The following is a 23,356-nucleotide window of genomic DNA, read 5'->3' on the forward strand; positions in this document are numbered from 1 at the left end:
CGCTAACACAAACACGACGAAATGTCGCACCCATTCGTGTTTTGGCTTCATGTGTGTGTTTTGACTTTCTCATAGCCGCATATAAATATATCACAAAAGATTTTTCTATGCAACTTATATTTATTATTCAGCACGTTTGAGTTCATCTAAAAACGCTTCTTTTTTCACTTTAATGAATGTTCCCTTCATACCTAGCGATCGAGATTCAATGACACCCGCACTTTCGAGTTTACGTAAAGCATTCACAATCACTGAACGCGTAATCCCAACACGATCTGCAACTTTTGAAGCAATTAACAATCCTTCTTTGCCACCTAATTCTTCAAAGATGTGATCAATCGCTTCTTTTTCTGAATAAGATAATGAATTAATCGCCATAGAAATCGCCGCTTTATCACGTGCTTGTGATTCAATTTCATTATGCTTTTCACGTAAAATTTCCATACCAATGACTGTCGCTGCATACTCTCCTAAAACTAAATCATTTTCACCGAAATCATTAGCGACACGACCAAGTACTAATGTCCCCAATCGTTCTCCTCCTCCAATAATTGGGAAGATTGTCGTTCTAGAATTTTTAAACAAGTCTTCATTTTCTGGAGGGAATACTGAAAGTTCATTATCAATTTTAATATTTGATGATGTCTCATGCACATTCATCAATTTGCTTGTATATTCATCAGGAATATGGCGTTCCTCAAGCATTTTAATAATACGTTCGTTTTTTAGTAGTTCGTTTAAATTCGACCCTAAAATTTTACCTCTTCTAGAAACAATAAAAACGTTCGTTACTGTTACTTTACTGATAGTTTGCGCTACATCTTTAAAATCAACTGAAATACCTTTATGTTTTTGTAATAAGCTACTTAGTTCTCTCGTCTTAGATAATAAACCCATGTCACTTCTCCTTTTTATAAAATGAATTCACTTAAATCTTTATTCGTTGAAATCGTTTTTAGTTTTTCATCAACATATTGTGGTGTGATATCCACATGTGCATTTGGCATATTCGGTGCCTCAAATGATAAATCTTCTAACATTTTTTCTAAAATAGTGTGTAATCGTCTTGCACCAATGTTATCTGTTTCTTGATTAACATGAAAAGCCATTTCTGCCAAACGTTCAATCGCTTCATCTGTGAAATTCACAGTGACTTCTTCTGTTTCAAGCAACATTTCATATTGTTTGATTAAAGAAAGTTTAGGTTCTTTCAAAATTTTAATGAAATCTTCAACTGTAAGACTTTCAAGTTCGACACGAATTGGGAATCGACCCTGAAGTTCAGGAATTAAATCACTCGGTTTCGAAACATGAAAAGCACCTGCTCCGATAAATAACATATGTTCAGTACTAACCGTACCATATTTCGTGCGAATCATGCTACCTTCAAGAATAGGCAAGATATCACGTTGAACCCCTTGTCTTGAAACATCTTGACCGCCACTATTTTGACTGTTTGTGGCTACTTTATCGATTTCATCAATGAATATTATTCCCATTTGTTCAGCAAGTTCAAGTGCTTCTTGATTCGCTGTTTCGTGATCAATCATTTCTTCAGCATATTCGTCTATTAAAATTTTACGTGCTGTTTTCACTGGAACTTCTTTTTCTACTTTTTTCTTAGGCATTAATTGATTCATCATTTCTTGCATTTGTTCATTTTGCTGATTCCCTAGCATGCCCAAAGCGCCTGGATCTTGTTCAACTTTGATGCGCACTTTTTCATTTTCAAGCTGACCTTTTTGTAGTTGTTCTTTAATATCAGAACGTTTCGTTTTAATTTCTTCTGTTGGCGGTTCTTCCTCTTCATCTTGTTGTTGGCCAAAATTAGGAATGGCCCCTCCAAAAAGAGATTCTAAAGGATTACTACTTGATTGATTTGCTTTTTTCTTAATGCTTGGAACTAACAATTTCACTAAGCGTTCGTTCGCTTTTCTTGTCGCTTCCTCTTTAACTGCACTTTTCTTTTCTTCTTTCACAAGACGCACCGCAACATCAACTAAATCACGAACCATACTTTCAACATCGCGACCCACATAACCCACTTCAGTAAATTTCGTAGCTTCAACTTTAATGAAAGGTGCCCCCACGATTTTTGCCATTCTACGGGCGATTTCTGTTTTACCCACTCCGGTAGGGCCCATCATTAAAATATTTTTAGGTGCAATTTCTTGTTTAACTTCGTCCGCTAAAAGACTTCGACGATAGCGATTTCTTAAAGCGATCGCCACTTTTTTCTTCGCTTCGTCTTGCCCGATAATAAATTCGTTTAATTTCGTCACAATTTCTTTTGGGGTATACTTAATGGCATTTTGATCCATAAATTTTGAACCTCCGTTATAATTCTTCGACCGTAATATGGTCATTAGTAAACACACAAATATCAGCGGCGACTTTTAAACTTTCGTAAGCCATTTCTTTAGCTGATAAATGCGTGGCATGTCGTTTTAATGCACGTCCAGCGCTCAATGCGTAATTGCCGCCTGAACCAATTGCAATTAAGTCATCATCTGGGGCGATAACTTCACCTGTCCCACTGACCACTAAAATATGATCTTTATCCATAACAATTAACATAGCTTCAAGTTGACGTAATTGTTTATCACCGCGCCATTCTTTAGCGAGCTCAACCGCTGCACGTTCTAGGTTGCCACTATATTGTTGCAATTTCCCTTCGAACTTTTCAAATAATGTGAATGCATCAGCAACACTCCCAGCAAAACCTGCAATGACACGACCTTGATATAACCGTCTTACTTTTTTAGCAGTTTGCTTCATAATGACTTGTTCGCCGAGCGTCACTTGGCCATCGCCAGCCATCGCGGCACTTCCATTATGTCTCACTGCATAAATTGTTGTCGCATGAATTGATGAACTCATAAAAACTACTCTCCTTTTCTAGCACGAGGATGTGCATTTAAGTAAACACTTCGTAAACGTTGATTTGACACATGTGTATAACGACTTGTTGTTGATAAATTAACATGCCCTAGTAAACTTTGAACGGTCCTCAAATCTGCGCCTGCATCTAGCATATGTGTTGCAAACGTATGTCGCAATTTATGAGGATGTATAGATGAAACTCCCGCAGTCCGTTTAACGATTTCATTCAAAATATAACGGACGCCACGAGCTGTCACAGGTTCACCCTTTAAGTTCACTATTAATTTACCATGTGTGGCGTTCTGTATAGGTTGAAAGTGGTTAAGATAGTCTTCGATACTTTGCTTGCAAAACTCTCCAAAAGGGACGATACGTTCTTTACTACCTTTCCCCATCACTTTTAACACACACATATTCAAATCTACATCCGAAATATTTAAATCAACTAATTCTGATACACGGATACCTGTCGCATATAAAATCTCAAGTATCACGCGATCGCGTCTCCCTTTTTTCGGATCTTCCTGTACCGTTTTAAATAATGCTTCCATTTCTTCAGAATAAAAAAATGTAGGTAAATACGTTTCTTTTTTCGGATGCACGAGCTGAACGAAAGGATTTACAATCGTATCATCTTGGGTCATCCAAAAATGATAAAACGTACGCAGCGTTGAAATTTTCCGCGAAACCGTTGTTCTTTGTAACCCTTGGTTATAAAGCATTGCAAGATAGTTTCTCGCATCTCTATATTCAAATTCTCGTAATGATAATTGTTCTTGTTGTAAAAATTGGTTGAACTGAATTAAATCATCTTCATAAGCTTTTAATGTATGTTCTGAAAAAAAACGTTCTCGCTTTAACATAAGTAAAAACAGGCGTTGGATATGTTCCAAAGTAAAAACCCCTCCATCATTAGCATTGTAGCATAATGATGAAGGGAACTGCATAGATTATACTGTGAATTTTCGTAGTAATCTAAATTTTGCTTATTTTGCCAATTTATTTTTTTATCTTTTATAATGTCTTTTTAAAATAATCTAAATACGTTAATGCACGGTTGGCTAATTTTTCGTAACGCTCTTTTTTATCTTTGATGCGTTCGTCAAGCGCGGGCACTAAACCAAAATTGGCATTCATCGGTTGGAAATTCTTATTATTATTCGCATGAGAAATATAATAGGCCATACTTCCTAGCATCGTCTCACGAGGGAAAATCGCATCCTCTTTATCCAGTAAGCGGTGTGCGAGGTTAATTCCTGCAATCATACCACTGGCTGCACTTTCAACGTAACCTTCTACCCCCGTCATTTGACCTGCAAAAAAGAGATTTGGTTTATTTTTAAACTCATACGTTTCTGATAATACTTCTGGAGAATTGATGAAAGTGTTTCTATGCATGACACCGTAGCGCACAATCTCTACATTTTCAAGTCCTGGAATTAATTGAATGACTTCTTTTTGGGCTCCCCATTTGAGACGCGTTTGAAAGCCAACAATATTATATAACGTTCCAGCTGCGTCATCTTGTCTAAGTTGCACGACAGCATAAGGACGTTTTCCAGTTTTAGGATCTTCAAGACCGACGGGTTTCATCGGGCCAAACAATAAAGTTTTGGGTCCACGGCTTGCCATGACTTCAAAAGGCATACATCCTTCAAAATATTTCTCTTTTTCAAAGTCTTTGCCGGGTGCTACTTCAGCTGCCATCGCCGCTTCATAAAAGCGATTAAATTCCTCTTCTGTCATCGGACAGTTTAGGTAAGCGGCTTCCCCTTTATTATATCTTGATTTTAAATAGACTTTATCCATATCAATTGAATCTTTTTCAATGATAGGAGCTGCTGCATCATAAAAATACAGTTGATCTTCACCTGTTAAAGCAACGATTTTTTCTGCTAATGGCTCTGTTGTTAACGGACCCGTCGCAATAATCGTAGGGCCATCAGGAATGTCTGTAATTTCTTCATTTTTCACTGTAATATTAGGATGATTTTTGATTGTATCAGTCACATAATCCGAAAAATCATGACGATCTACGGCTAATGCCCCTCCTGCCGGTACACGTGCGTTATCAGCAGCAGCAATAATTAACGAATCAAGGCGGCGCATCTCTTCTTTTAAAACACCCACTGCATTCGTTAATGCATTCCCTCTTAATGAATTTGAACAAACAAGCTCAGCAAATTTATCTGTATGATGTGCTGGTGTTTGTTTGACAGGTCGCATTTCGTATAAATTAACAGCAATACCTCTTTCCGCTAATTGAAAAGCTGCTTCTGAACCCGCTAAACCTGCCCCGATGACATTCACTGTCGTCATACGATTTCCTCCTTATTTTTGTACTTCTTCTTTATAATCACAGTTAGAGCAAACGACTTGCGAACTGCGTCCTTTTTTCGACTCTACTAAATAATGATTACATTTTGGACAATCTCGTCCTACGGGTTTATCCCACGTCACAAATTCACATTCAGGATAGCGACTACAACCATAGAAAATTCGATTTTTCTTTGATTTACGTTCGACGACGTCGCCTTCCTTACATGTAGGACATTTTACTCCTATAGGTTTCACGATAGCTTTAGTATTTCGGCAGTCCGGAAAGTTCGAACATGCCATAAACTTTCCATATCGACCCATTTTGATGACCATTGGACTACCACATTTTTCACAATCTTCGCCTGCAGGTTCATCTTTAATTTCGATTTTTTCCATTTCAGATTCAGCGCGCTCAACATCTTGTTTAAAACTGTTATAAAAGTCACTGACTACTTTTTTCCATGCAATGTCTCCATCTGCTATTTTATCGAGCAGTGTTTCCATGTTCACAGTAAAATCAACATCAATGATTTCAGGGAAATAATCTTTTACCTGTTCATGAACGATTTCACCGAGTTCAGTCGGAACAAAGCGCTTACTTTCATTTTTAACATAATTTCTCTTTTGAATTGTATCAATCGTTGGCGCATAAGTTGATGGACGACCAATTTTTAATTCTTCAAGTGTTTTAACAAGACGAGCTTCAGTGTATCGAGGTGGCGGTTGGGTAAAATGCTGCGCCGGATCAATTTTAGTTGCGAGCGCTGTATCGCCTACTTTTAATTCAGGTAAACGATTTTCTTTTTCTTTATCTTTATCGTCATTTGCTTCGACGTAAAGCGTCATAAAGCCTTTAAATTTAATTGTTTGTCCATTAGCTCTAAATTTAACATCATTTTGCGTTAAATCAACTGCAACCGTGTCTAATATTGCGGGTGCCATTTGGCTTGCAACAAAGCGTTCCCAAATTAGCTTGTACAAGCGATACTGATCACGTGTTAAAAATGCTTTCATCTCAGATGGCGTACGTAAAGTACTAGTTGGACGAATCGCTTCGTGCGCATCTTGGTCACCTTGTTTTCCTTTCGACACAGCTTTCGTTAAATAAGCTTCCCCATATTCAGATTGAATATATTTTTTAGCTTCAGCTTGCGCATCTTTAGAAATACGAGTAGAGTCGGTACGCATATAGGTGATTAATCCTACAGTTCCTTTACGTTTTAAATCGATACCTTCATATAATTGTTGCGCAACCATCATCGTTTTACGGGCTTTAAAATTTAGTTTGCGCGCGGCTTCTTGTTGTAATGTAGAAGTGGTAAACGGATTTGCCGGGCGACGAGTTTTTTCTTTTTTCGTCACGTTGGATACTTCAAATTCGTTACCATCCAACGCTTTAGTGATGATGTCGACATCATCTTTCGTCGATAACTTAAATGGTTTCCCTTTATAATGAAGAAACTTGGCTGTGAATTTCGATTTTTTGTGTCGGAATTCTCCTTCAATAGACCAATATTCCTCAGGTTTAAAGTTACGAATTTCATTTTCACGGTCAATGACTAATCTAAGTGCCACAGATTGTACACGGCCTGCCGATAAGCCTTTTTTAACTTTCTTCCATAATACCGGTGAAATATTATATCCTACAAGACGATCTAATACACGTCGTGCTTGTTGGGCATCAACAAGATTCATTTCGATTTCTCTTGGATGTTTAAAACTTTCTTTAACTGCGTCTTTAGTGATTTCGTTAAATACGACACGATTTTCTTTACTATCCTCTAATTCCAATATATGTGCTAAATGCCATGCAATTGCTTCACCTTCACGGTCGGGGTCACTAGCTAGAAAAACTTTTTTCGCCTTTTTAGCATATCTTTTTAAGTCTTTAACGACTGGTCCTTTACCGCGTATTGTAATATATTTAGGATCATAGTCATGTTCAACATCAACACCCATTTGACTTCTTGGTAAGTCTCGTACGTGCCCCATGGATGCGATTACTTTGTATTTTTTTCCTAAATATTTTTCTATCGTTTTAGCTTTTGCAGGCGATTCAACAATGACAAGATTATCTGCCAAAGCAGTTCCCCCCTTGCTTTTTCTGTTTACAAAGATAAATGATAAACGGTAATTTTTATATTTGTCAATCTTTTGCATTTATTTAATAACAAGGTTCACTGAATTGACGTATTCATATCTTTTAAAATATCCTCCGCAGAAAGTACGATTTCGGCACCTTCCTTTACACGCAATAAATTTCCTTTTGTATTGGGGTTAAACATATCTCCAGGTAAAACATAAACATTACGATTTTGTTCTAACGCTTGATCTAATGTTATTAATGCACCGCTTCTTTCTTTCGCCTCTGTGACGAGCACTCCTTTACTTAAGCCACTTATGATACGATTGCGTTCAGGAAATCTAAATTTTGCTGGAGCAGTGGTTGGTGGATATTCGCTGATACTTAAACCCCCTGCATATTTATCAATATGTGTTCTTAGGGTTTGAGTATGTTTAGGATAATGGTGAAAATGACCAAAGCCCAATACAGCTATTGTAGGGATGTTGTTACACAATGCATAATGATGGGCTAATGCATCAGTTCCTTTTGCCAAACCAGACACAATAACGATAGGCTGATGCTTCATCTGATGTAATAAATACTCAACTGCCCGTTCACCATAAGCTGTAAAATCTCTTGCGCCTACAACTGCTAAGGGATAATAACACGCATCATTAAATAAATTTAAATTCCCCTTACAATAGAGTAATAACGGTGGATGATATATTTCTTTTAATAATGAAGGAAATCGTGCATCAATGATTGGGAGGGGTACAATACGATGCGCCTCTAATTGAGACTGGATGATATCAATGTCTAAGGATTGGAAAGCTAAAAATTTTTTGTAAAAATGAGACTTCTGATGGATTAGAGGATGATTTTTTAAAATAGGTGTGATTTCAAATTGTAAAGATTTCACAGGAGATGTAAATAGTTGATAGATTTGATTTGTCGTAAAACCAGCATAATGCATTTTCAATGAATTTTTTAGATACAATGACGTCACCTCAACCCTAGTCTACCGCATCCTTCTCGTTTTGTTTGTGTCTAAAATAAGTATTATATTTGCACATTAAAAATATTTATTTTTTCAATGTGATGACCGAGGTATCGTTTTTATAAAAGGCTTGGCCTTAATTTGGAAATCACTACAAAACTATTATAATTAGGAATCTCTAGGGATTACTCACTGACATAAATACATTTAATTAAAAGATGATGAAAGACTAAAAAGAGAGTGGGACATTGACATGCCCCACTCCAATTATCATCACAAATTATTTTTTTACAGTTAATAATTGTTCGTAAATGCCTGCATCTTTAGCAGCTTGAATTAATGTTGAACCAATTTCTGATGGTGTGTCTGCTGTTTTAACACCACAAGCATTGAGTGTTTTGATTTTTTCATCAGCAGTACCTTTACCACCTGAAATAATCGCTCCAGCATGGCCCATACGTTTTCCTGGAGGGGCTGTTTGACCTCCAATGAACCCTACAACTGGTTTTTTCATGTTCGCTTTAATCCACTCTGCTGCTTCTTCTTCAGCAGTACCACCAATTTCACCAATCATGACAACTGCGTGTGTATCTTCATCTTCATTGAACGCTTTTAATACGTCGATGAAGTTTGTACCATTAACTGGGTCACCGCCGATACCTACAGCTGTAGATTGACCAATGCCCTCTTCAGTTAATTGATGTACTGCTTCGTATGTTAATGTACCTGAACGAGATACAACACCTACATGACCTTTTTTATGGATATACCCTGGCATAATACCAATTTTTGTTTCATCAGAAGTGATGACACCTGGACAGTTTGGTCCAATTAATCGTGTCTTTTTGCCTTCTAAATAACGTTTCACTTTAACCATATCAATAACAGGAATATGTTCTGTAATACAGATTGCTAAATCTAATTCTGCATCTGCACATTCTAAAATCGCATCAGCTGCAAATGGTGCTGGTACATAAATAACAGAGACATTCGCACCCGTTTCTTGTTTTGCTTCTTCAACAGTATTGTATACAGGTACACCTTCTACGACTTGTCCACCTTTACCTGGTGTCACACCCGCAACGATTTGTGTCCCATATTCTAACATTTGTTTAGTATGGAAAAGGGCAGTTGACCCTGTAATACCTTGTACGATTACTTTTGTATTTTTATCAACAAATACACTCATTTTGTTGTCCCATCCTTTCCTTACGCTTCATTCACAAGTTTAACAATTTTTTGTGCACCTTCAGCCATTGTTGTCGCTGGTACAATTGCTAAACCTGAATCTTTTAAGATTTTCTTACCAATTTCAACGTTTGTACCTTCAAGACGTACAACTAACGGCAATGTTAAATCTACTTCTTTGACAGCTGCTACAATACCTTCAGCAATGACGTCACAACGCATAATACCACCAAAGATATTTACAAAAATACCTTTAACGTTGCTATCACCTAAGATGATTTTAAAGGCTTCAGTTACTTTTTCTTTTGTAGCGCCGCCCCCTACGTCAAGGAAGTTTGCTGGGTTACCATTAAAATGGTTAATCGTATCCATCGTCGCCATCGCTAGTCCAGCTCCGTTAACCATACAACCAATGTTACCATCTAATGCAATATATGATAAATCATACTTAGATGCTTCGATTTCTTTTGGATCCTCTTCATCTAAATCACGTAATTCTAAGACGTCTTTATGACGGAATAAAGCATTGTCATCAAAATTAATTTTAGAATCGAGTGCTAAAACATCCCCTTCACCTGTTAAAACAAGTGGATTGATTTCTACGATAGAACAATCCTTTTCAATGAACACATTGTATAAAGAAATTAAGAATTTAACAGCTTTGTTGATAGATTCTTTAGGGATATTAATATTAAAAGCGATACGGCGTGCTTGATAAGGTGCTAAACCAACCACTGGATCAATCGTTTCTTTGAAGATTTTTTCTGGGTTTGTTGCCGCAACCTCTTCAATTTCAGTTCCACCTTCTTCAGATGCCATTAAAGTTACACGATCAGTTGCACGGTCGATCACGAAACCAACGTAATATTCTTTTTGAATATCTGCGCCTTCTTCAATATAGAGACGTTTAACTTCTTTACCTTCTGGCCCTGTTTGATGTGTCACTAACACTTTCCCTAATAATTCATTGGCGTATGTTTCAACTTCTGATAAAGACTTAGCAATTTTGACACCGCCAGCTTTACCGCGACCACCTGCGTGAATTTGTGCTTTAACAACATAAACATCACTGTCTAACTCTTTCGCTTTTTCCACAGCTTCTTTCGCTGAGAAAGCCACGCGCCCCTCTGGTACTGCTACGCCCATTGAGCGAAAAATTTCTTTTCCTTGATACTCATGGATATTCATACTCCATCCTCCTGTTTCTTAAGGTTAAGTTCACCTATAATTATAGGAAATGTAAGCGCTATTGTAAACAGATAGCGTCTTGTTTTTCCATTCGTTACAGTCATATGTAATTCATGATTACCATGACACTTCCTTATACATTCATAACCTGCATAACAAAAATGTCGACAAAATCAAAGACTTTGTCGACAAGTGAACAAATGTTGAGACACACTTTTTAAACCTTATTTATCTGCTTGAAATGTGACTTGTGTATCGCCATCCATAGGTACACTTACAATTTTTTGTTCATCTTCTGTGGATTCCACGACGAACTGATGCTCTTTTAAGAGGCGAATCAAATCCATTTGCGATTCTTTTTCTATAGATACATTCAAGTTTGATTCAATTTCTTCTTTAATGTTTCTTAGCTTACTTTCATCTTCAGTAATTTCAGTATTTGTTTCTTCAAAATGCACTAAAACTTTATAAAGTTTTTGTAATGTTTCATCCATAAGTTTTTAGTTCCTTTCTTCTTGGACATAGTTACATATTAAACTAGTTTCATGTCGATTTCAAAAACTTTAATGCAGTTATAAACTAAAATGAGATTTAATCGGTTCGAAAGATTGACGATGAATAGGCGTGATGCCATATTGTTTCAAGCCTTCTAAATGTTTTTTTGTTCCATATCCGGCATTATTTTTAAAATCATACTGTGGAAATTGTGAGTCGTATTCAACCATGAGCGTGTCACGATATTCTTTTGCAATGATACTTGCTGCTGCGATAGAAACACTTGTTGCATCTCCTTTGACGATAGATTGTTGAGGCTTTTGCAAATGTTCCAAATGCATCGCATCTATTAAATAATGTGTAGGTTCAATATTTAAATTTTCGATTGCACGATACATGGCTAATTTTGTTGCTTCATAAATATTAAGCTCATCAATTTCTTTCGGGGAAGCTTCGCCAATAGCCCAAGCCCGCACTTGTGATTTCAATGATTCATTTAATTGCGCACGTACTTGTTTTCCAAGTTTTTTAGAGTCATTGATTCCTAAATGCTGATGATTCGCTTCTAAAACAACAGCACTTGCGACGACAGGCCCTGCTAGTGGTCCGCGACCTACTTCATCGATACCACAAATTAACGCATCTGCATCGAGTGTTAATATGTCGTTTTCATATATGCACATTTTCTCGTAATTGAGGCGTAATGACTCATTTTTCTTTATCATTTTTTGCCGACGTTCAAATGCTTTTTGAACCCCTTTTCTCGGATCGTGATAGTGCGTATGTTGTTGTAAAGCCTCGAGACTTGTTAAACGACTTAATTCTTTTTCAATTTCTTTAATGGTTTTCGTCTTCATGAGACACATCGCTTTCTAAAAATGCATCATACAAATCGAAACAATATGTTCCGATTTTAGCGTTTCTAATATCGTACACAATGAGTTCTATGACAGCTTCATAGTCTACTTCATTGCCGCGTTGCAATAGTCCTCGTTTTCTACCTATTGCATCAAACCATTCAAGATTTTCTGCTTCTTTTTCCACCTCTATTTTGTAATGGGCTTTTAATCCTTCATAATCATGATTTTTTAAAAACTCAAGTCCGTAAATGGCCACATCATCTAAATGGACAATGCTGTCTTTGATAGCACCTGTTAAACTTAATTTTTTGCCTACAATTTGATCTTCAAATTTAGGCCATAAAATCCCAGGTGTATCCAGTAACTGAAGCGATTTTCCAACTTTAATCCATTGTTGTTGCTTTGTCACCCCTGGCTTATTTCCTGTTTGGGCAATAGCACGATTGGCCAATTTGTTAATTAATGTAGATTTACCTACATTTGGGATACCTACAATCATGGCGCGAATAGCTCTAGGTTTTAATCCTTTTGCCTTTTCTCTCTCCATTTTGTCTTTCGTTGCTTGAATAGCGGCTTTTTCGACTTGTTTTAATCCTTTTCCATGTTTAGCATCGACTGCCACTGGTATAGCACCTTTTTCTTTAAAGAAGGCTTCCCATTTTGTCATTTCATTTAAATTTGCCATATCTTTTTTATTTAAAATAACAACACGAGGCTTTTGTTGAATGACTTCATCAATCATTGGGTTTCTCGAACTATAGGGTATACGCGCGTCGACGAGTTCAAAAACGACGTCTACTTTTTTCAATTGTTCAGTGACTTCGCGTTTTGCTTTAGCCATATGGCCTGGATACCATTGAATTACCACGTTATTTCACTCACTTTCTTTCTATCTTTGCCATTTGATATTTCACGCATAGGGTTATTTTTGTGTTATATTTAACATAGTTTTAACTACAATACAAAACTCAGTTTACGTGTGTTAAAATGTTTGACTTTAAAGATAAGTATACTGGTTTTTGGCGTCAATAGCTATCCTCATTCGCCTAAAACAGATATAGCATGAAAGTAGGAAAACGAAGTGTTTAAAACAGAAAGAATGTACGAACTTATCCGATTTGTGATTGTCGGTGGAATTAACACAGTCAATTATTATGTGGTTTATTTATTATTGTTATATGGGTTACATATTCACTATTTAGTGAGTCATATTATTGGCTTTGTAGTATCTTTTATCATTTCATATTATTTAAATTGTTATTTTGTGTACCGTGTCCGACCTACATTAAAAAAATTCCTTGCTTTCCCACTGACACAAGTTGTAAATATGGGCATGCAAACATTGTTGATTTTTGTTTTTGTAAATTATTTTCATTTTAAGGAGTTTATCGCCCCATTTGTTGGGTTAATTATTACTATTCCAATTACATTTATTTTATCTAAATATATACTAAAAGATTAATATTTGAGAGGTTGAAACATGCGCAAATTCAAACGTCCTTTTTTATTAGGTCTTGCATTTTTAGGTTTAGCGTTGGTTGCCCATAGTTATATTTTATTTAGATTTTTTAAAGATGGTCTTTTATTTACAGGTCCTAACGATGGCATTGAACAAATGGTACCTATCCAAATGTATCTATATCAAAAATGGTCGGAAGGGACCTTTTTTTATGCCACGGATTTTGGATTAGGTGGAGATTTTTTTACTGATTTATCCTATTATTTTACAACGAACTTTTTATTTATTCTGAATGTGATTGTAGTGAAATGCTTACACTTGTTACATTTAGTGCAACCTAACACTTTAATGTTTTGGTTCCATAATGCCATCGTGGTCTCCATTCTAAAATGCGCACTTGTACTTGCAGCAACATACTATTATGCATCGTATTTGAAACTTAACACATCATCCAAATGGGTGTTTGCATCTGCTTTTGCCTTCTCACCATTGTATTTTCGCTTCACCGTCTACTGGCCATTTTTCAGCGATGTTTTTGTACTACTTCCATTGCTTTTTGCAAGTATAGAGCGTTTTTTTAAAACAGGCAAAGTTGGGCTTTTTATCATTATCGTCGCATTATCTTTAATGAATAATTTTTATTTTGCTTACTATCAATGCCTAATGGGATTACTTTATTTTCTGTTCCGTCTTGTCTTCACGCATAAAACAGATGTTTTATCACGTCGACGAGCTACTTGGATAATAATTGTGAGTACAATACTAGGTTTTGGTTCAAGTCTAGTGTTCTTTTTCCATGGCGCACGCAGTTTCTTTAATAATGAACGCGTCCGTTTTGAAACTAAAATCCCTTTTTTCGAACCTTTTAATGAAAATACAAATATTATTTTTGATAATTACCTTATCGTCATATTAATCATTACTATCCAAGCGCTCTTAACTTTTAAACTCTATAAACATACATATTATAAACTTTTTGCAATTTTAAGTTTACTCACGATTGTTTCAGCTTTTATTCCTTATGTTGATAGTATATTCAATGGTTTTTCAGCGCCTCAAAAACGGTGGCATTATTTATTAGCATTTGCAACGAGTGGTCTTATTGCTCTGTACGTCCATTATTTTCACACCATTAAAGTCCGCACTTACATTTGGACTTCCTTATTCGGGTTTATTTTGGTTCTTATCAGTGCTTACATGTATCATAAGTTTGTGATATGGATCGTTTGGGTGCCTATTGTGTTTTTGATTGGTCTTTTATCGAAAACACACGTTAGCTCTTTCTTCTATAAAAAAGGCATTTACTGTTATGCAATAAGCGTCATTATATTAGCACTCCTTGTGTCAAGTGTATTTACAAAATATCAAATTTTTCATCAAGATCATGAAAAACGGGCAAATACATTTTATGTGAATGCGAGTCTTTATAACACCCCTGTTCAACAAGATTTAGTGCAACAAATGAATGCTAAAAAGTTACCTGAAGAACGGATAGATTGGCGTGTCAACGAACAAGATAATACGCCGATGTATCAACATTTTAAAGGCTTAAGTTTATATTCTAGTATTTTTGATCAACAATTGATTGACTTGTACTATAAAAATTTAATGATCAATATAAAGGAAGAATCCGTGAGTCGCTATCAATCTACGGGGGGACGTGCCAATATTGCAAGTTTATTTTCAGTACGTTATGTCATGCTCAAAGATTATCAAACCAATTTGCCTGAATTTTTTAAGCCTGTTAAAGCGTCAGGACAATACCGAATGTATGAAAATCAACAAGTCTTACCGGCTGTTCGAATCATGGATCAGTATTATGACGCACGCTATCTTAAAACCGCAATTGACCGTGAGCATGCGATGATCGATGGTGTCGTTTTAAATCGTAAAGGAGAAAAGTATAAGCCTCATGCGTCTAATCTACTTTCACAAGTGGATGTTCAAGACGATGCGATACAGCATTTAGGCCGAAATCAGATAAAAGTACAAAAAGTTGGCGGAGGATACACGTTATCACTCCCGCAAAATTTACAAAAGAAATTCAAAGATTTTTATTTAGTTGTCCATATTAAACGCGGACAACCTGACAGTAACCACATGATTGATGTGAATGGTTATCAAAACAATCGTTTGTTTAATGCTTCAAAATATCGTACCGGACAATATGAGCAATTATACTGCGTCCAACCAGATAAAGAAGGGAATATTCACATCGGGCTTTCTCCTACTGGAAACTATGAGTTTAAAATATTAGGTTTATATGGTGAAAATTATCAAACGCTTGAAAACGCACCTAAAGAAAAAATTTACGCTTCCTATCAAGAAGGACAATCAAAGATTAAAGTGACTTTGAAAAAACATAAAAAAGGGATGATGGTGCTTAATGCGCCTTATCGTAAAGGCATGAAAGCTCAAGTCGACGGACATCCAGTAACGCCTCAAAGGGTCAATTACTTTATGATTGGAATCCCTGTAGATGCACAAGCAAAGCATATCGAAATCACGTACCGACCGCCGTGGTTCTTTACGATGATAATTTTGTCTATCATATTTGCCCTATTGAGCTATTTATTTTCAAAATATATTTACCTTAAGATTAATAAACGAAAGAGTGAAGCATATTGAAAGTAATTTCCAAAAATAAAATTTTATCCGTATTAAAAGTTTTCTTAATGGCCCTCGGTGTGGCGGCCATTGTTTATATCCCTGTCATTTATCGTTTTATCACGGAAGGGATTATTTATAGCGGAAATGGGGACGGTTTTAAACAAATGATGCCCTTCCAAAGATTTTTGTATGATCGCTTTAGTCATTTTTCATCATTTTATGACTTATCATTTGGATTAGGTGGGGATTATTTTACTGATTTAGCCTATTATTACGCTACTTCGCCAGTGATGTATTTAAATTTTGTTTTTATCGCTATAGGTGAAGCTTTATTTCACATTGACCCCTCACATATTGCATTTTGGCCAGGAAATCAAATATTCACTGCTTTTTTCAAATGCATGCTGACATTTATGATTACCTATGGCATGTTTCGCGAATTTCATTTAAAAGGAAAATATCGCTTCATCGGCGCATTTTTATTTAGCGCCTCATCTGTACTTTATTATTTTAATTTTACTTGGTCATTTTTTGGAGATATTTTAATTTATCTCCCTCTATCAATATGGGGACTTGAGCGATTTTTTAAATATCGTAAAATCGGCTTATTTATAGTAGCCATTGGTTTAACACTATTTTCTAACTTTTACTTCAGTTATTATGAGTCGATTGCGATAGGTTTCTACTGGATTTATCGTATGGTTTTTAAACATCCCGATGACATACTTTCACGCTTTCAAAAGTTCTATTTTATTGTACCTGCCGTTCTTTTAAGTTTTTGTTTGTCATCCCTCGGTTTTGTGACAGGGGTACGTTCTTTTCTAAATAATGATCGCTCATTAGGTCAAATATTCATTGCCCCTATCATTGATTTTTCACAAAAATATCATATCTTTAGTAATGGTTTTTATATCACGCTTACATTTATTGTTCTCGTTGCTTTATTTTCATTTAAACTTTATCGACATTATTATTTTAGAATGTTCGCCATTATGACATGGCTCATTTTAATTGGGTCTTTATCGCTTTATTTTGATAGTTTTTTCAATGGTTTCTCAGCTCCACAACGTCGATGGGTATATTTGCTCGCATTCTCGACAAGTGGTCTACTGGCCATTTGGTTAAAGTACTTTACTGAGTTAACGATGAAAGATTATTTAAAAGCTTTGTCTCCTTTAGGGATACTAGCTATTGCTATCGTTTTCTTTTCAAGAGGCGCTATGTGGTGGATGATTGTTGGCATCGTCATACTTTTTATTTTAGGCCTTATCGCACTACGTCAAAAAAAATCATCTGTTCGTCTCATGAATGTGGTCATCGCATTATTTGTCGTTCAGCAATTTATTTTATTAATCAACTATCATGACAATAATATCGCGCCTTATCAATCTACTATGAAAGATATACATGCTCCGAAATACCATAGTGGCCCCTTGCAAAATGCCATTCATCAAATCACGGCCCATCAACGTGCATTAGATCGCATTGATTATATGGATAATTACGCGATAAATGCAGGGATGCTTTATGGATTCAATGGTATTTCTTTATATTCAAGTATATTTGATGGCAATATTCTCGATTATTATGATAAACAAATGCAAATTAATATGGAGTATGACAGTAATAGTACTTACCGTTTGCTTGGCGATCGCGCCAATCAATATGCCTTATGGGGGGTAACAGATCGTATTAAGCAATCCCCAGATAATAATATTGCCTATGGAATGCGTCCTAAAGATGAAATTAAAGATTCGCCTATAACTTGGACACACTCTAAAAATACGATGCATTACCCAGCAGCACATTTAACTTCTCAAGTTTTTGATTCGAAAGATTTAAAATCACCTTTAGACCGGGAACAAGCCATGCTTCAAGGTGTCGTCATGGATCAAGCAAAACCGAACACAACGTTTAAATCAAATTCTAACTTATTGTCAAAAGCAACGTTAACCCCGCGTGACGCGCAAATATTAGGTCATCAATTAGAGGTAAAAAAAGAGGATGGGGGTATAACAATTCAGTTACCCAAGGCGCTCAACCAAAAATATAAAGACTATTATTTAGAGATGGATATTGAGCTACTTCACCCAAGTAAAGAACATTACCTTAATATTAACGATTTTCATCAACGACGTTCAAAATTAGATTATCAATATCGTCGTTTTGTCACACCTGTCACTGTCAGAGTTCCCGTTAAAGATGCGCTTCATATTAAACTAAAAAAAGGAACTTATCGTTTCCAAATGAATGGTATTTATGGGGAAGATTATGCAACTTTAAAACGTGCGCAACAAAAAGTAGAACCTGTTCACGTGACACGTCAAAAACGACAACTTACAGTGACGATGAACCCTAAACAAGACAGCTATTTAGTCCTCCCTATCCCTTACAGAGACGGGTTGTATGCTAAAGTCAATGGTGAGGAAAGAGCGGTACAACAAGGAAATGGCATCTTTTCTGTCATTAAAGTCCATAAAGGAGAACGTCACCTTTCCGTTCATTATGCACTGCCGTATTGGCCACTTTTAGTCACTTTAACGCTCATAGGTCTTGTAGGTACGTTGCTTTATCGCCATTTTTTAAGACGTCATCATTAACCCATGCTAAAACCCTTCAAAGTCAATCACTTTGAAGGGTTTTTTCTCTTGTATTCATATGTTGACGTTAACTTTAAACACTTTTCCATGAGCCAACCATTTTAAATGATGGAAATAAAGATGTAACCGGTTATATAACGTGAGTGAAAGTGTCACCCAAAGTATACCTAACGAGGCTCCTCCAAACACATCTGAAATAAAATGTGCATGAAAATAGAGTCTTGAAAACATAATACTTACCCATAACACGGTAACGATGATAATCGCACTTCTTCTTAAAAATGTACGATGGATTTTAGGAATAAATACCATTAATAAAAGTAAAGCAATCATCGTACTTGATAAGGAATGACCGCTAGGAAACGAAAATCCTGAATCGTTCAGTAAATGATCATAAGGTCGATGTCGATGAAGCCCATTTTTGAGCAAAATCCCTAATATTCCCCCGCCTGCGACTGTCCCGAGTATCCAAAGCGCAAACACATAATATTTCTTAACGATAAGAACGATTGAAGTCATTATCGTTAAAATCGCACAAGTGAGCACATCTCCGTAAGATGCCACAAAGGTCATATAACTATTAAATAGCGACTGATGAAAGTTCATCGTAGGCTCTCCAAATTGTGTCATAAAAAAGTTAAACGTTTGATAATCTATGACATGAGTCAATCTTAAATTAAAAATTACACTTGTCATGACCACTATAAAAAGCGTACTGCTCAATATACATATTTTTTTCATATTAAACGGCTGTTCCGTACAATAACATCAACTAATTGATGCGACTTAAAATATTATCTCTTGATGAGATTTCAATCACTGTTATATTTTAAAACGTGTGTAGGATATACCTTCCCCCCTCTGAGTTCCTTTAGTATACTGCGTTCTCTGAGAAAAAATCATAGGAAAGTAGGCGTATATCTACCTCATACTTTAGCCTCACATAAAAAAAAGCTTAAAAGCCACATCAAAAACAATGTGCACTTTTAAGCTTTAAACATGTATTAGCGAATTTCTTGAATACGTGCTGCTTTACCACGTAAGCTACGTAAGTAGTAAAGTTTCGCACGGCGTACTTTACCACGACGTTTTAATTCGATTTTTTCGATTTTTGGTGTGTGTAATGGGAATGTACGTTCAACACCTACACCAGATGAAATTTTACGAACTGTAAATGTTTCAGAAATACCGCCACCACGACGTTTGATTACAACACCTTCGAATACTTGGATACGTTCACGTGAACCTTCGACGATACGTACGTGTACACGTAAAGTATCACCAGCACGGAATGTTGGAATATCGTCACGTAGTTGTGATTTCGTTACTGCTTCGATTAATTTGTGGTTTGTCATTTTTATACTCTCCTTCAACCTATGTTCTTGCCTTGACAATGTATAGCAGCGGATCATAGTGATTTTTGTGCGTTTCACACTCAGAATATTGTAGCAAAAGTTTAGTTCTTTTTCAATGCATTTTTGTGTGAATCTACAATTTTTTGTTCTTCCTTTGTTAATGGATAATGTTCAAGTAAGTCTGGACGTTTTTCCAGTGTACGTTTCAATGATTGTTCTCGACGCCATTTTTCAATATGGGCATGATTTCCTGATAGAAGGACGTCCGGCACCGCATGACCTTCAAATTCTCGGGGTCTCGTATACTGAGGATATTCTAGCAATCCGCTTGAAAACGAGTCATCTTCGTGTGACACTTGATTCCCTAAAACATCAGGAATGAGTCGCACAATAGCATCAGTCATGACCATCGCCGGTAATTCTCCCCCTGTTAAAACGAAATCGCCCACGGAAAATTCATCCGTCACTAGATTTTCTCGAATCCGCTCATCATAACCTTCATAATGACCGCAAACAAAGACGAGATGATCTGCTTTTGCGAGTGACTCTGCGTGTTTTTGATTAAATGGTTTTCCTTGAGGCGTCATTAAAATCACGCGCGTCGCATCAGATGTTTCAAGATCACGCATGGCATTAAAGATGGGTTCTGGTTTTAGTACCATGCCTTGCCCACCCCCAAAAGGATAATCATCCACCTGATGATGTTTATTATTTGCATAATCTCTAAAGTTAATCGTCTTTGTCGTTAGAACGCCCTTATCTTGTGCACGCTTCAAAATGGAAGTATTTAATACACCCTCAAACATTTCTGGAAAAAGTGTTAAATAATCGATTCTCATTCGTTTAACAGTCCTTCCATCGGTGTAATGACAATTCGACGTGCATCGATATCGACTTCTTTTACAACATCTTCAATATAAGGAATAAGGTGCTCTTTTTCACCTTTAACGACCCAAACATCATTGGCGCCTGTTTCGAAAATTTCAGTGACGCGACCGATTGGACGGTCACCATCAACAACAGTGCAACCGATAATATCAGAATAATAGAATTCATGTTCTTCTAATTGTATATCCGCGTGATCACGCTCTTGATATATTTTTTGCCCTTTCAAATGTTCAATATCATTGATATTTTGATAACCTTCAAATGTGAGCATATGTAACCCTTTATGCATCCGATGTGTTCGTACTGTTAACGTTAGCGTTTGGCCTTTATCCTCGACTTGAAGGACCTCACCGGGTTGAAAGCGAATATCAGTAAAATCTGAATGAGACTGTATTTTGACTTCGCCTTTTATTCCATGGGTGTTAATAATTTTACCTACTTCTACAATCATAGCTTGCGCCTCCTCACTTACTGAAAATATAAAAAAAGTGAGACGTAAAATCAAATAGTTCCATTTGATTTCGTCGTCTCACCTACTTTCATGAACTCAAGAATTATTTTGCTTTCTTTTGTTCGTCAAAAGTTTTTAAGATACCTTCACGAGAAAGAATGTTGTGAACTGTATCTGTTGGTTTAGCACCCTCTTTTAACCATTTAAGTGCTAATTCTTCGTTAATTTTAACCTCAGGTGCATTGACTGCTGCTGGGTTGTAAGTACCGATTTGCTCGATGATGCGACCATCACGTGGTGCACGTGCATCTGCAACTACGATACGGTAGAATGGATTTCTTTTTGAACCTAAACGTGTTAAACGAATTTTAACTGCCATTTATAATACACTCCTTTAAATTTTCAATAGTTTTGTTATCTACAAGAAATTATAATAACAGGTCTTTTCTAATTTGTAAAGAGAAAATACTTTACCAATTTAAAAAATCGAATGTTTTTTCAAGCACTCAAATAGCCATCAAAATTTACGAATAAATAAATTTTGATGGCTTTCTAGCTTAAGGTTGAAATTAATTTCAGATTCCATGTATCCGATGACGATGATATTCAATTAGATTTAGTGTTTAAAAAGGTAAGTTCATTCCTTTAAGCATATTTTGCATTTGGTTTTGTTTACCTTTTTTACCTTTGCCGCCACCTGTAAACTGCTTCATCATTTTCTTCATATCATTAAATTGTTTAAGTAAACGATTCACTTCTTGTAATGAACGTCCAGAACCTGTAGCAATTCTACGTTTTCTAGATATATTCAATTTAGCTGGGTTTTCTCTTTCTTCAGGTGTCATGGATTGAATAATTGCTTTAATATGATCGATTTGTTTATCGCTCATTTTTAAGTTATTGATCCCTTTAACTTTGTTCATTCCAGGGATCATCTTCATAATATCATCCAAAGGCCCTAAATTTTTCACTTGATCCAGTTGTTCTAAAAAGTCTTCTAACGTAAAGGATGAATCGCGCATTTTCTTTTCTAAAACTTTAGCTTTAGACTCATCTACGTCTTGTTGCGCTTTTTCAATGAGACTTAAGACATCACCCATACCGAGTATACGTGAAGCCATACGCTCTGGATGGAATAATTCTAAACCATCCATCTTCTCACTCATCCCTACAAACTTAATCGGTTTTTGTGTCACTGCACGAATAGATAAAGCAGCTCCACCTCGTGTATCCCCATCAAGTTTTGTGAGAGTCACTCCTGTAACATCAAGTTGTTTGTCAAATGAATCTGCCACGTTGACCGCATCTTGACCAGTCATGGCATCGACAACTAACATAATTTCATCAGGCTTTGAAATTTCTTTAACTTCTTGAAGCTCGTTCATTAATGCTTCATCAATATGCAGTCGACCGGCTGTATCGATAATGACAAAATCGAGATGTTCTTCCTTGGCGTATTTTAACGCATTGTCCACTATTTGTTGAGGCGGAACTTGGTCACCTTCGGAATAAACCGGAATATCAATTTGTTTCCCCACTGTTTGGAGTTGATTAATCGCTGCAGGACGATAAATATCACCTGCGACGAGTAATGGTTTTTTATTATATTTTTTGCGCATTAAAAGGGCAAGTTTACCCGCAGTTGTTGTTTTACCGGCACCCTGTAAACCGACCATCATAATGACAGTCGGCGGTTTTTTCGCCATATTAATACGTGTATTATCTCCACCCATGAGTTCGGTTAATTCTTCTTGAACAATTTTTATCACTTGTTGTCCTGGAGTTAATGATTTCATTACATCAGAACCTAATGCACGTTCTGATACAGTATTGACAAAGCTTTTTACGACTTTAAAGTTAACATCGGCTTCTAGTAAAGCGAGACGTACTTCTCGCATCATCATTTTAATGTCAGCTTCAGTCACTTTACCTTTACCTTTAATTTTCTGCATCGTTTCTTGCAGACGATCGGATAGACCTTCAAATGCCATAAAGTGA

General features: G+C 36.2%; 21 protein-coding genes. 3 read left to right on the forward strand and 18 right to left on the reverse strand.

Annotated features, from left to right (window positions below):
- Positions 1–123: 123 nt before the first annotated feature.
- The 12 genes from codY to ylqF form a co-directional block, all read right to left on the reverse strand.
- Positions 124–897, reverse strand: a complete 774-nt coding sequence (codY, locus tag PYW36_RS07305; RefSeq protein WP_037573333.1) for a GTP-sensing pleiotropic transcriptional regulator CodY — start codon at positions 895–897, stop codon at positions 124–126.
- A 14-nt stretch (positions 898–911) separates the two neighbouring features.
- The gene (hslU, locus tag PYW36_RS07310) at positions 912–2,321 is read right to left on the reverse strand and encodes an ATP-dependent protease ATPase subunit HslU (protein WP_103159285.1); all 1,410 of its coding nucleotides are present in this window, start codon (positions 2,319–2,321) and stop codon (positions 912–914) included.
- 16 nt (positions 2,322–2,337) lie between these two features.
- Positions 2,338–2,880, reverse strand: a complete 543-nt coding sequence (gene hslV, locus PYW36_RS07315) for an ATP-dependent protease subunit HslV (RefSeq protein WP_037573327.1) — start codon at positions 2,878–2,880, stop codon at positions 2,338–2,340.
- 5 nt (positions 2,881–2,885) lie between these two features.
- On the reverse strand, positions 2,886–3,776 hold the full coding sequence (xerC, locus tag PYW36_RS07320) for a tyrosine recombinase XerC (RefSeq protein WP_037573324.1): 891 nt from the start codon (positions 3,774–3,776) through the stop codon (positions 2,886–2,888).
- Positions 3,777–3,897: 121 nt separating this feature from the next.
- On the reverse strand, positions 3,898–5,202 hold the full coding sequence (gene trmFO, locus PYW36_RS07325) for an FADH(2)-oxidizing methylenetetrahydrofolate--tRNA-(uracil(54)-C(5))-methyltransferase TrmFO (protein ID WP_037573322.1): 1,305 nt from the start codon (positions 5,200–5,202) through the stop codon (positions 3,898–3,900).
- A 12-nt stretch (positions 5,203–5,214) separates the two neighbouring features.
- A complete protein-coding gene (gene topA, locus PYW36_RS07330; protein WP_037573320.1) occupies positions 5,215–7,284 on the reverse strand; it encodes a type I DNA topoisomerase in 2,070 nt (689 codons plus the stop codon).
- 95 nt (positions 7,285–7,379) lie between these two features.
- Positions 7,380–8,240: a DNA-processing protein DprA gene (gene dprA / locus PYW36_RS07335; protein WP_037573317.1), complete on the reverse strand. Its 861-nt coding sequence runs from the start codon at positions 8,238–8,240 to the stop codon at positions 7,380–7,382.
- Positions 8,241–8,544: 304 nt separating this feature from the next.
- Positions 8,545–9,453, reverse strand: coding sequence for a succinate--CoA ligase subunit alpha (gene sucD, locus PYW36_RS07340; protein WP_037573316.1), 909 nt, complete (start codon positions 9,451–9,453; stop codon positions 8,545–8,547).
- 20 nt (positions 9,454–9,473) lie between these two features.
- On the reverse strand, positions 9,474–10,640 hold the full coding sequence (sucC, locus tag PYW36_RS07345) for an ADP-forming succinate--CoA ligase subunit beta (RefSeq protein WP_103159284.1): 1,167 nt from the start codon (positions 10,638–10,640) through the stop codon (positions 9,474–9,476).
- A 224-nt stretch (positions 10,641–10,864) separates the two neighbouring features.
- Positions 10,865–11,134, reverse strand: a complete 270-nt coding sequence (locus PYW36_RS07350) for a hypothetical protein (protein WP_037573311.1) — start codon at positions 11,132–11,134, stop codon at positions 10,865–10,867.
- Positions 11,135–11,212: 78 nt separating this feature from the next.
- The gene (locus PYW36_RS07355; RefSeq protein ID WP_037573308.1) at positions 11,213–11,992 is read right to left on the reverse strand and encodes a ribonuclease HII; all 780 of its coding nucleotides are present in this window, start codon (positions 11,990–11,992) and stop codon (positions 11,213–11,215) included.
- Positions 11,973–12,863 (reverse strand): ribosome biogenesis GTPase YlqF, encoded by an 891-nt coding sequence (ylqF, locus tag PYW36_RS07360; protein ID WP_037573306.1) that lies wholly within the window; start codon positions 12,861–12,863, stop codon positions 11,973–11,975. The genes PYW36_RS07355 and ylqF overlap by 20 nt, the downstream gene beginning before the upstream one ends.
- Positions 12,864–13,094: 231 nt before the next feature.
- On the opposite strand from ylqF, the gene PYW36_RS07365 reads away from it, so the two are divergent.
- Genes PYW36_RS07365 through PYW36_RS07375 form a run of 3 tightly spaced genes read left to right on the forward strand, consistent with a single transcriptional unit; the run spans position 13,095 to position 18,664 of the window.
- Entirely contained in the window at positions 13,095–13,457 is a 363-nt protein-coding gene (locus PYW36_RS07365; RefSeq protein ID WP_037573953.1) for a GtrA family protein, read from the forward strand.
- A gap of 18 nt (positions 13,458–13,475) precedes the next feature.
- Complete coding sequence (locus tag PYW36_RS07370; protein WP_103159283.1) at positions 13,476–16,082, forward strand: YfhO family protein; 2,607 nt, start codon at positions 13,476–13,478, stop codon at positions 16,080–16,082.
- A complete protein-coding gene (locus PYW36_RS07375; RefSeq protein WP_229717272.1) occupies positions 16,079–18,664 on the forward strand; it encodes a YfhO family protein in 2,586 nt (861 codons plus the stop codon). The genes PYW36_RS07370 and PYW36_RS07375 overlap by 4 nt, the downstream gene beginning before the upstream one ends.
- Before the next feature lie 54 nt (positions 18,665–18,718).
- Here the strand turns inward: PYW36_RS07375 and PYW36_RS07380 are convergent, their stop codons facing one another.
- The 6 genes from PYW36_RS07380 to ffh form a co-directional block, all read right to left on the reverse strand.
- Positions 18,719–19,270, reverse strand: coding sequence for a phosphatase PAP2 family protein (locus tag PYW36_RS07380; RefSeq protein WP_209289911.1), 552 nt, complete (start codon positions 19,268–19,270; stop codon positions 18,719–18,721).
- A 398-nt stretch (positions 19,271–19,668) separates the two neighbouring features.
- The gene (rplS, locus tag PYW36_RS07385) at positions 19,669–20,019 is read right to left on the reverse strand and encodes a 50S ribosomal protein L19 (RefSeq protein WP_037573298.1); all 351 of its coding nucleotides are present in this window, start codon (positions 20,017–20,019) and stop codon (positions 19,669–19,671) included.
- Between the two features lie 101 nt (positions 20,020–20,120).
- Complete coding sequence (gene trmD / locus PYW36_RS07390) at positions 20,121–20,858, reverse strand: tRNA (guanosine(37)-N1)-methyltransferase TrmD (protein WP_103159281.1); 738 nt, start codon at positions 20,856–20,858, stop codon at positions 20,121–20,123.
- Positions 20,855–21,358 (reverse strand): ribosome maturation factor RimM, encoded by a 504-nt coding sequence (rimM, locus tag PYW36_RS07395; RefSeq protein WP_103159280.1) that lies wholly within the window; start codon positions 21,356–21,358, stop codon positions 20,855–20,857. Before rimM ends, trmD begins: the two co-directional genes overlap by 4 nt.
- Before the next feature lie 103 nt (positions 21,359–21,461).
- On the reverse strand, positions 21,462–21,737 hold the full coding sequence (gene rpsP / locus PYW36_RS07400; protein ID WP_037573289.1) for a 30S ribosomal protein S16: 276 nt from the start codon (positions 21,735–21,737) through the stop codon (positions 21,462–21,464).
- Positions 21,738–21,981: 244 nt separating this feature from the next.
- Positions 21,982–23,349, reverse strand: a complete 1,368-nt coding sequence (gene ffh, locus PYW36_RS07405; protein ID WP_103159279.1) for a signal recognition particle protein — start codon at positions 23,347–23,349, stop codon at positions 21,982–21,984.
- Positions 23,350–23,356: the final 7 nt, after the last annotated feature.

Origin of the sequence: Staphylococcus chromogenes (assembly GCF_029024625.1) — a bacterium.
Taxonomy (GTDB): Bacteria; Bacillota; Bacilli; order Staphylococcales; family Staphylococcaceae; genus Staphylococcus; species Staphylococcus chromogenes.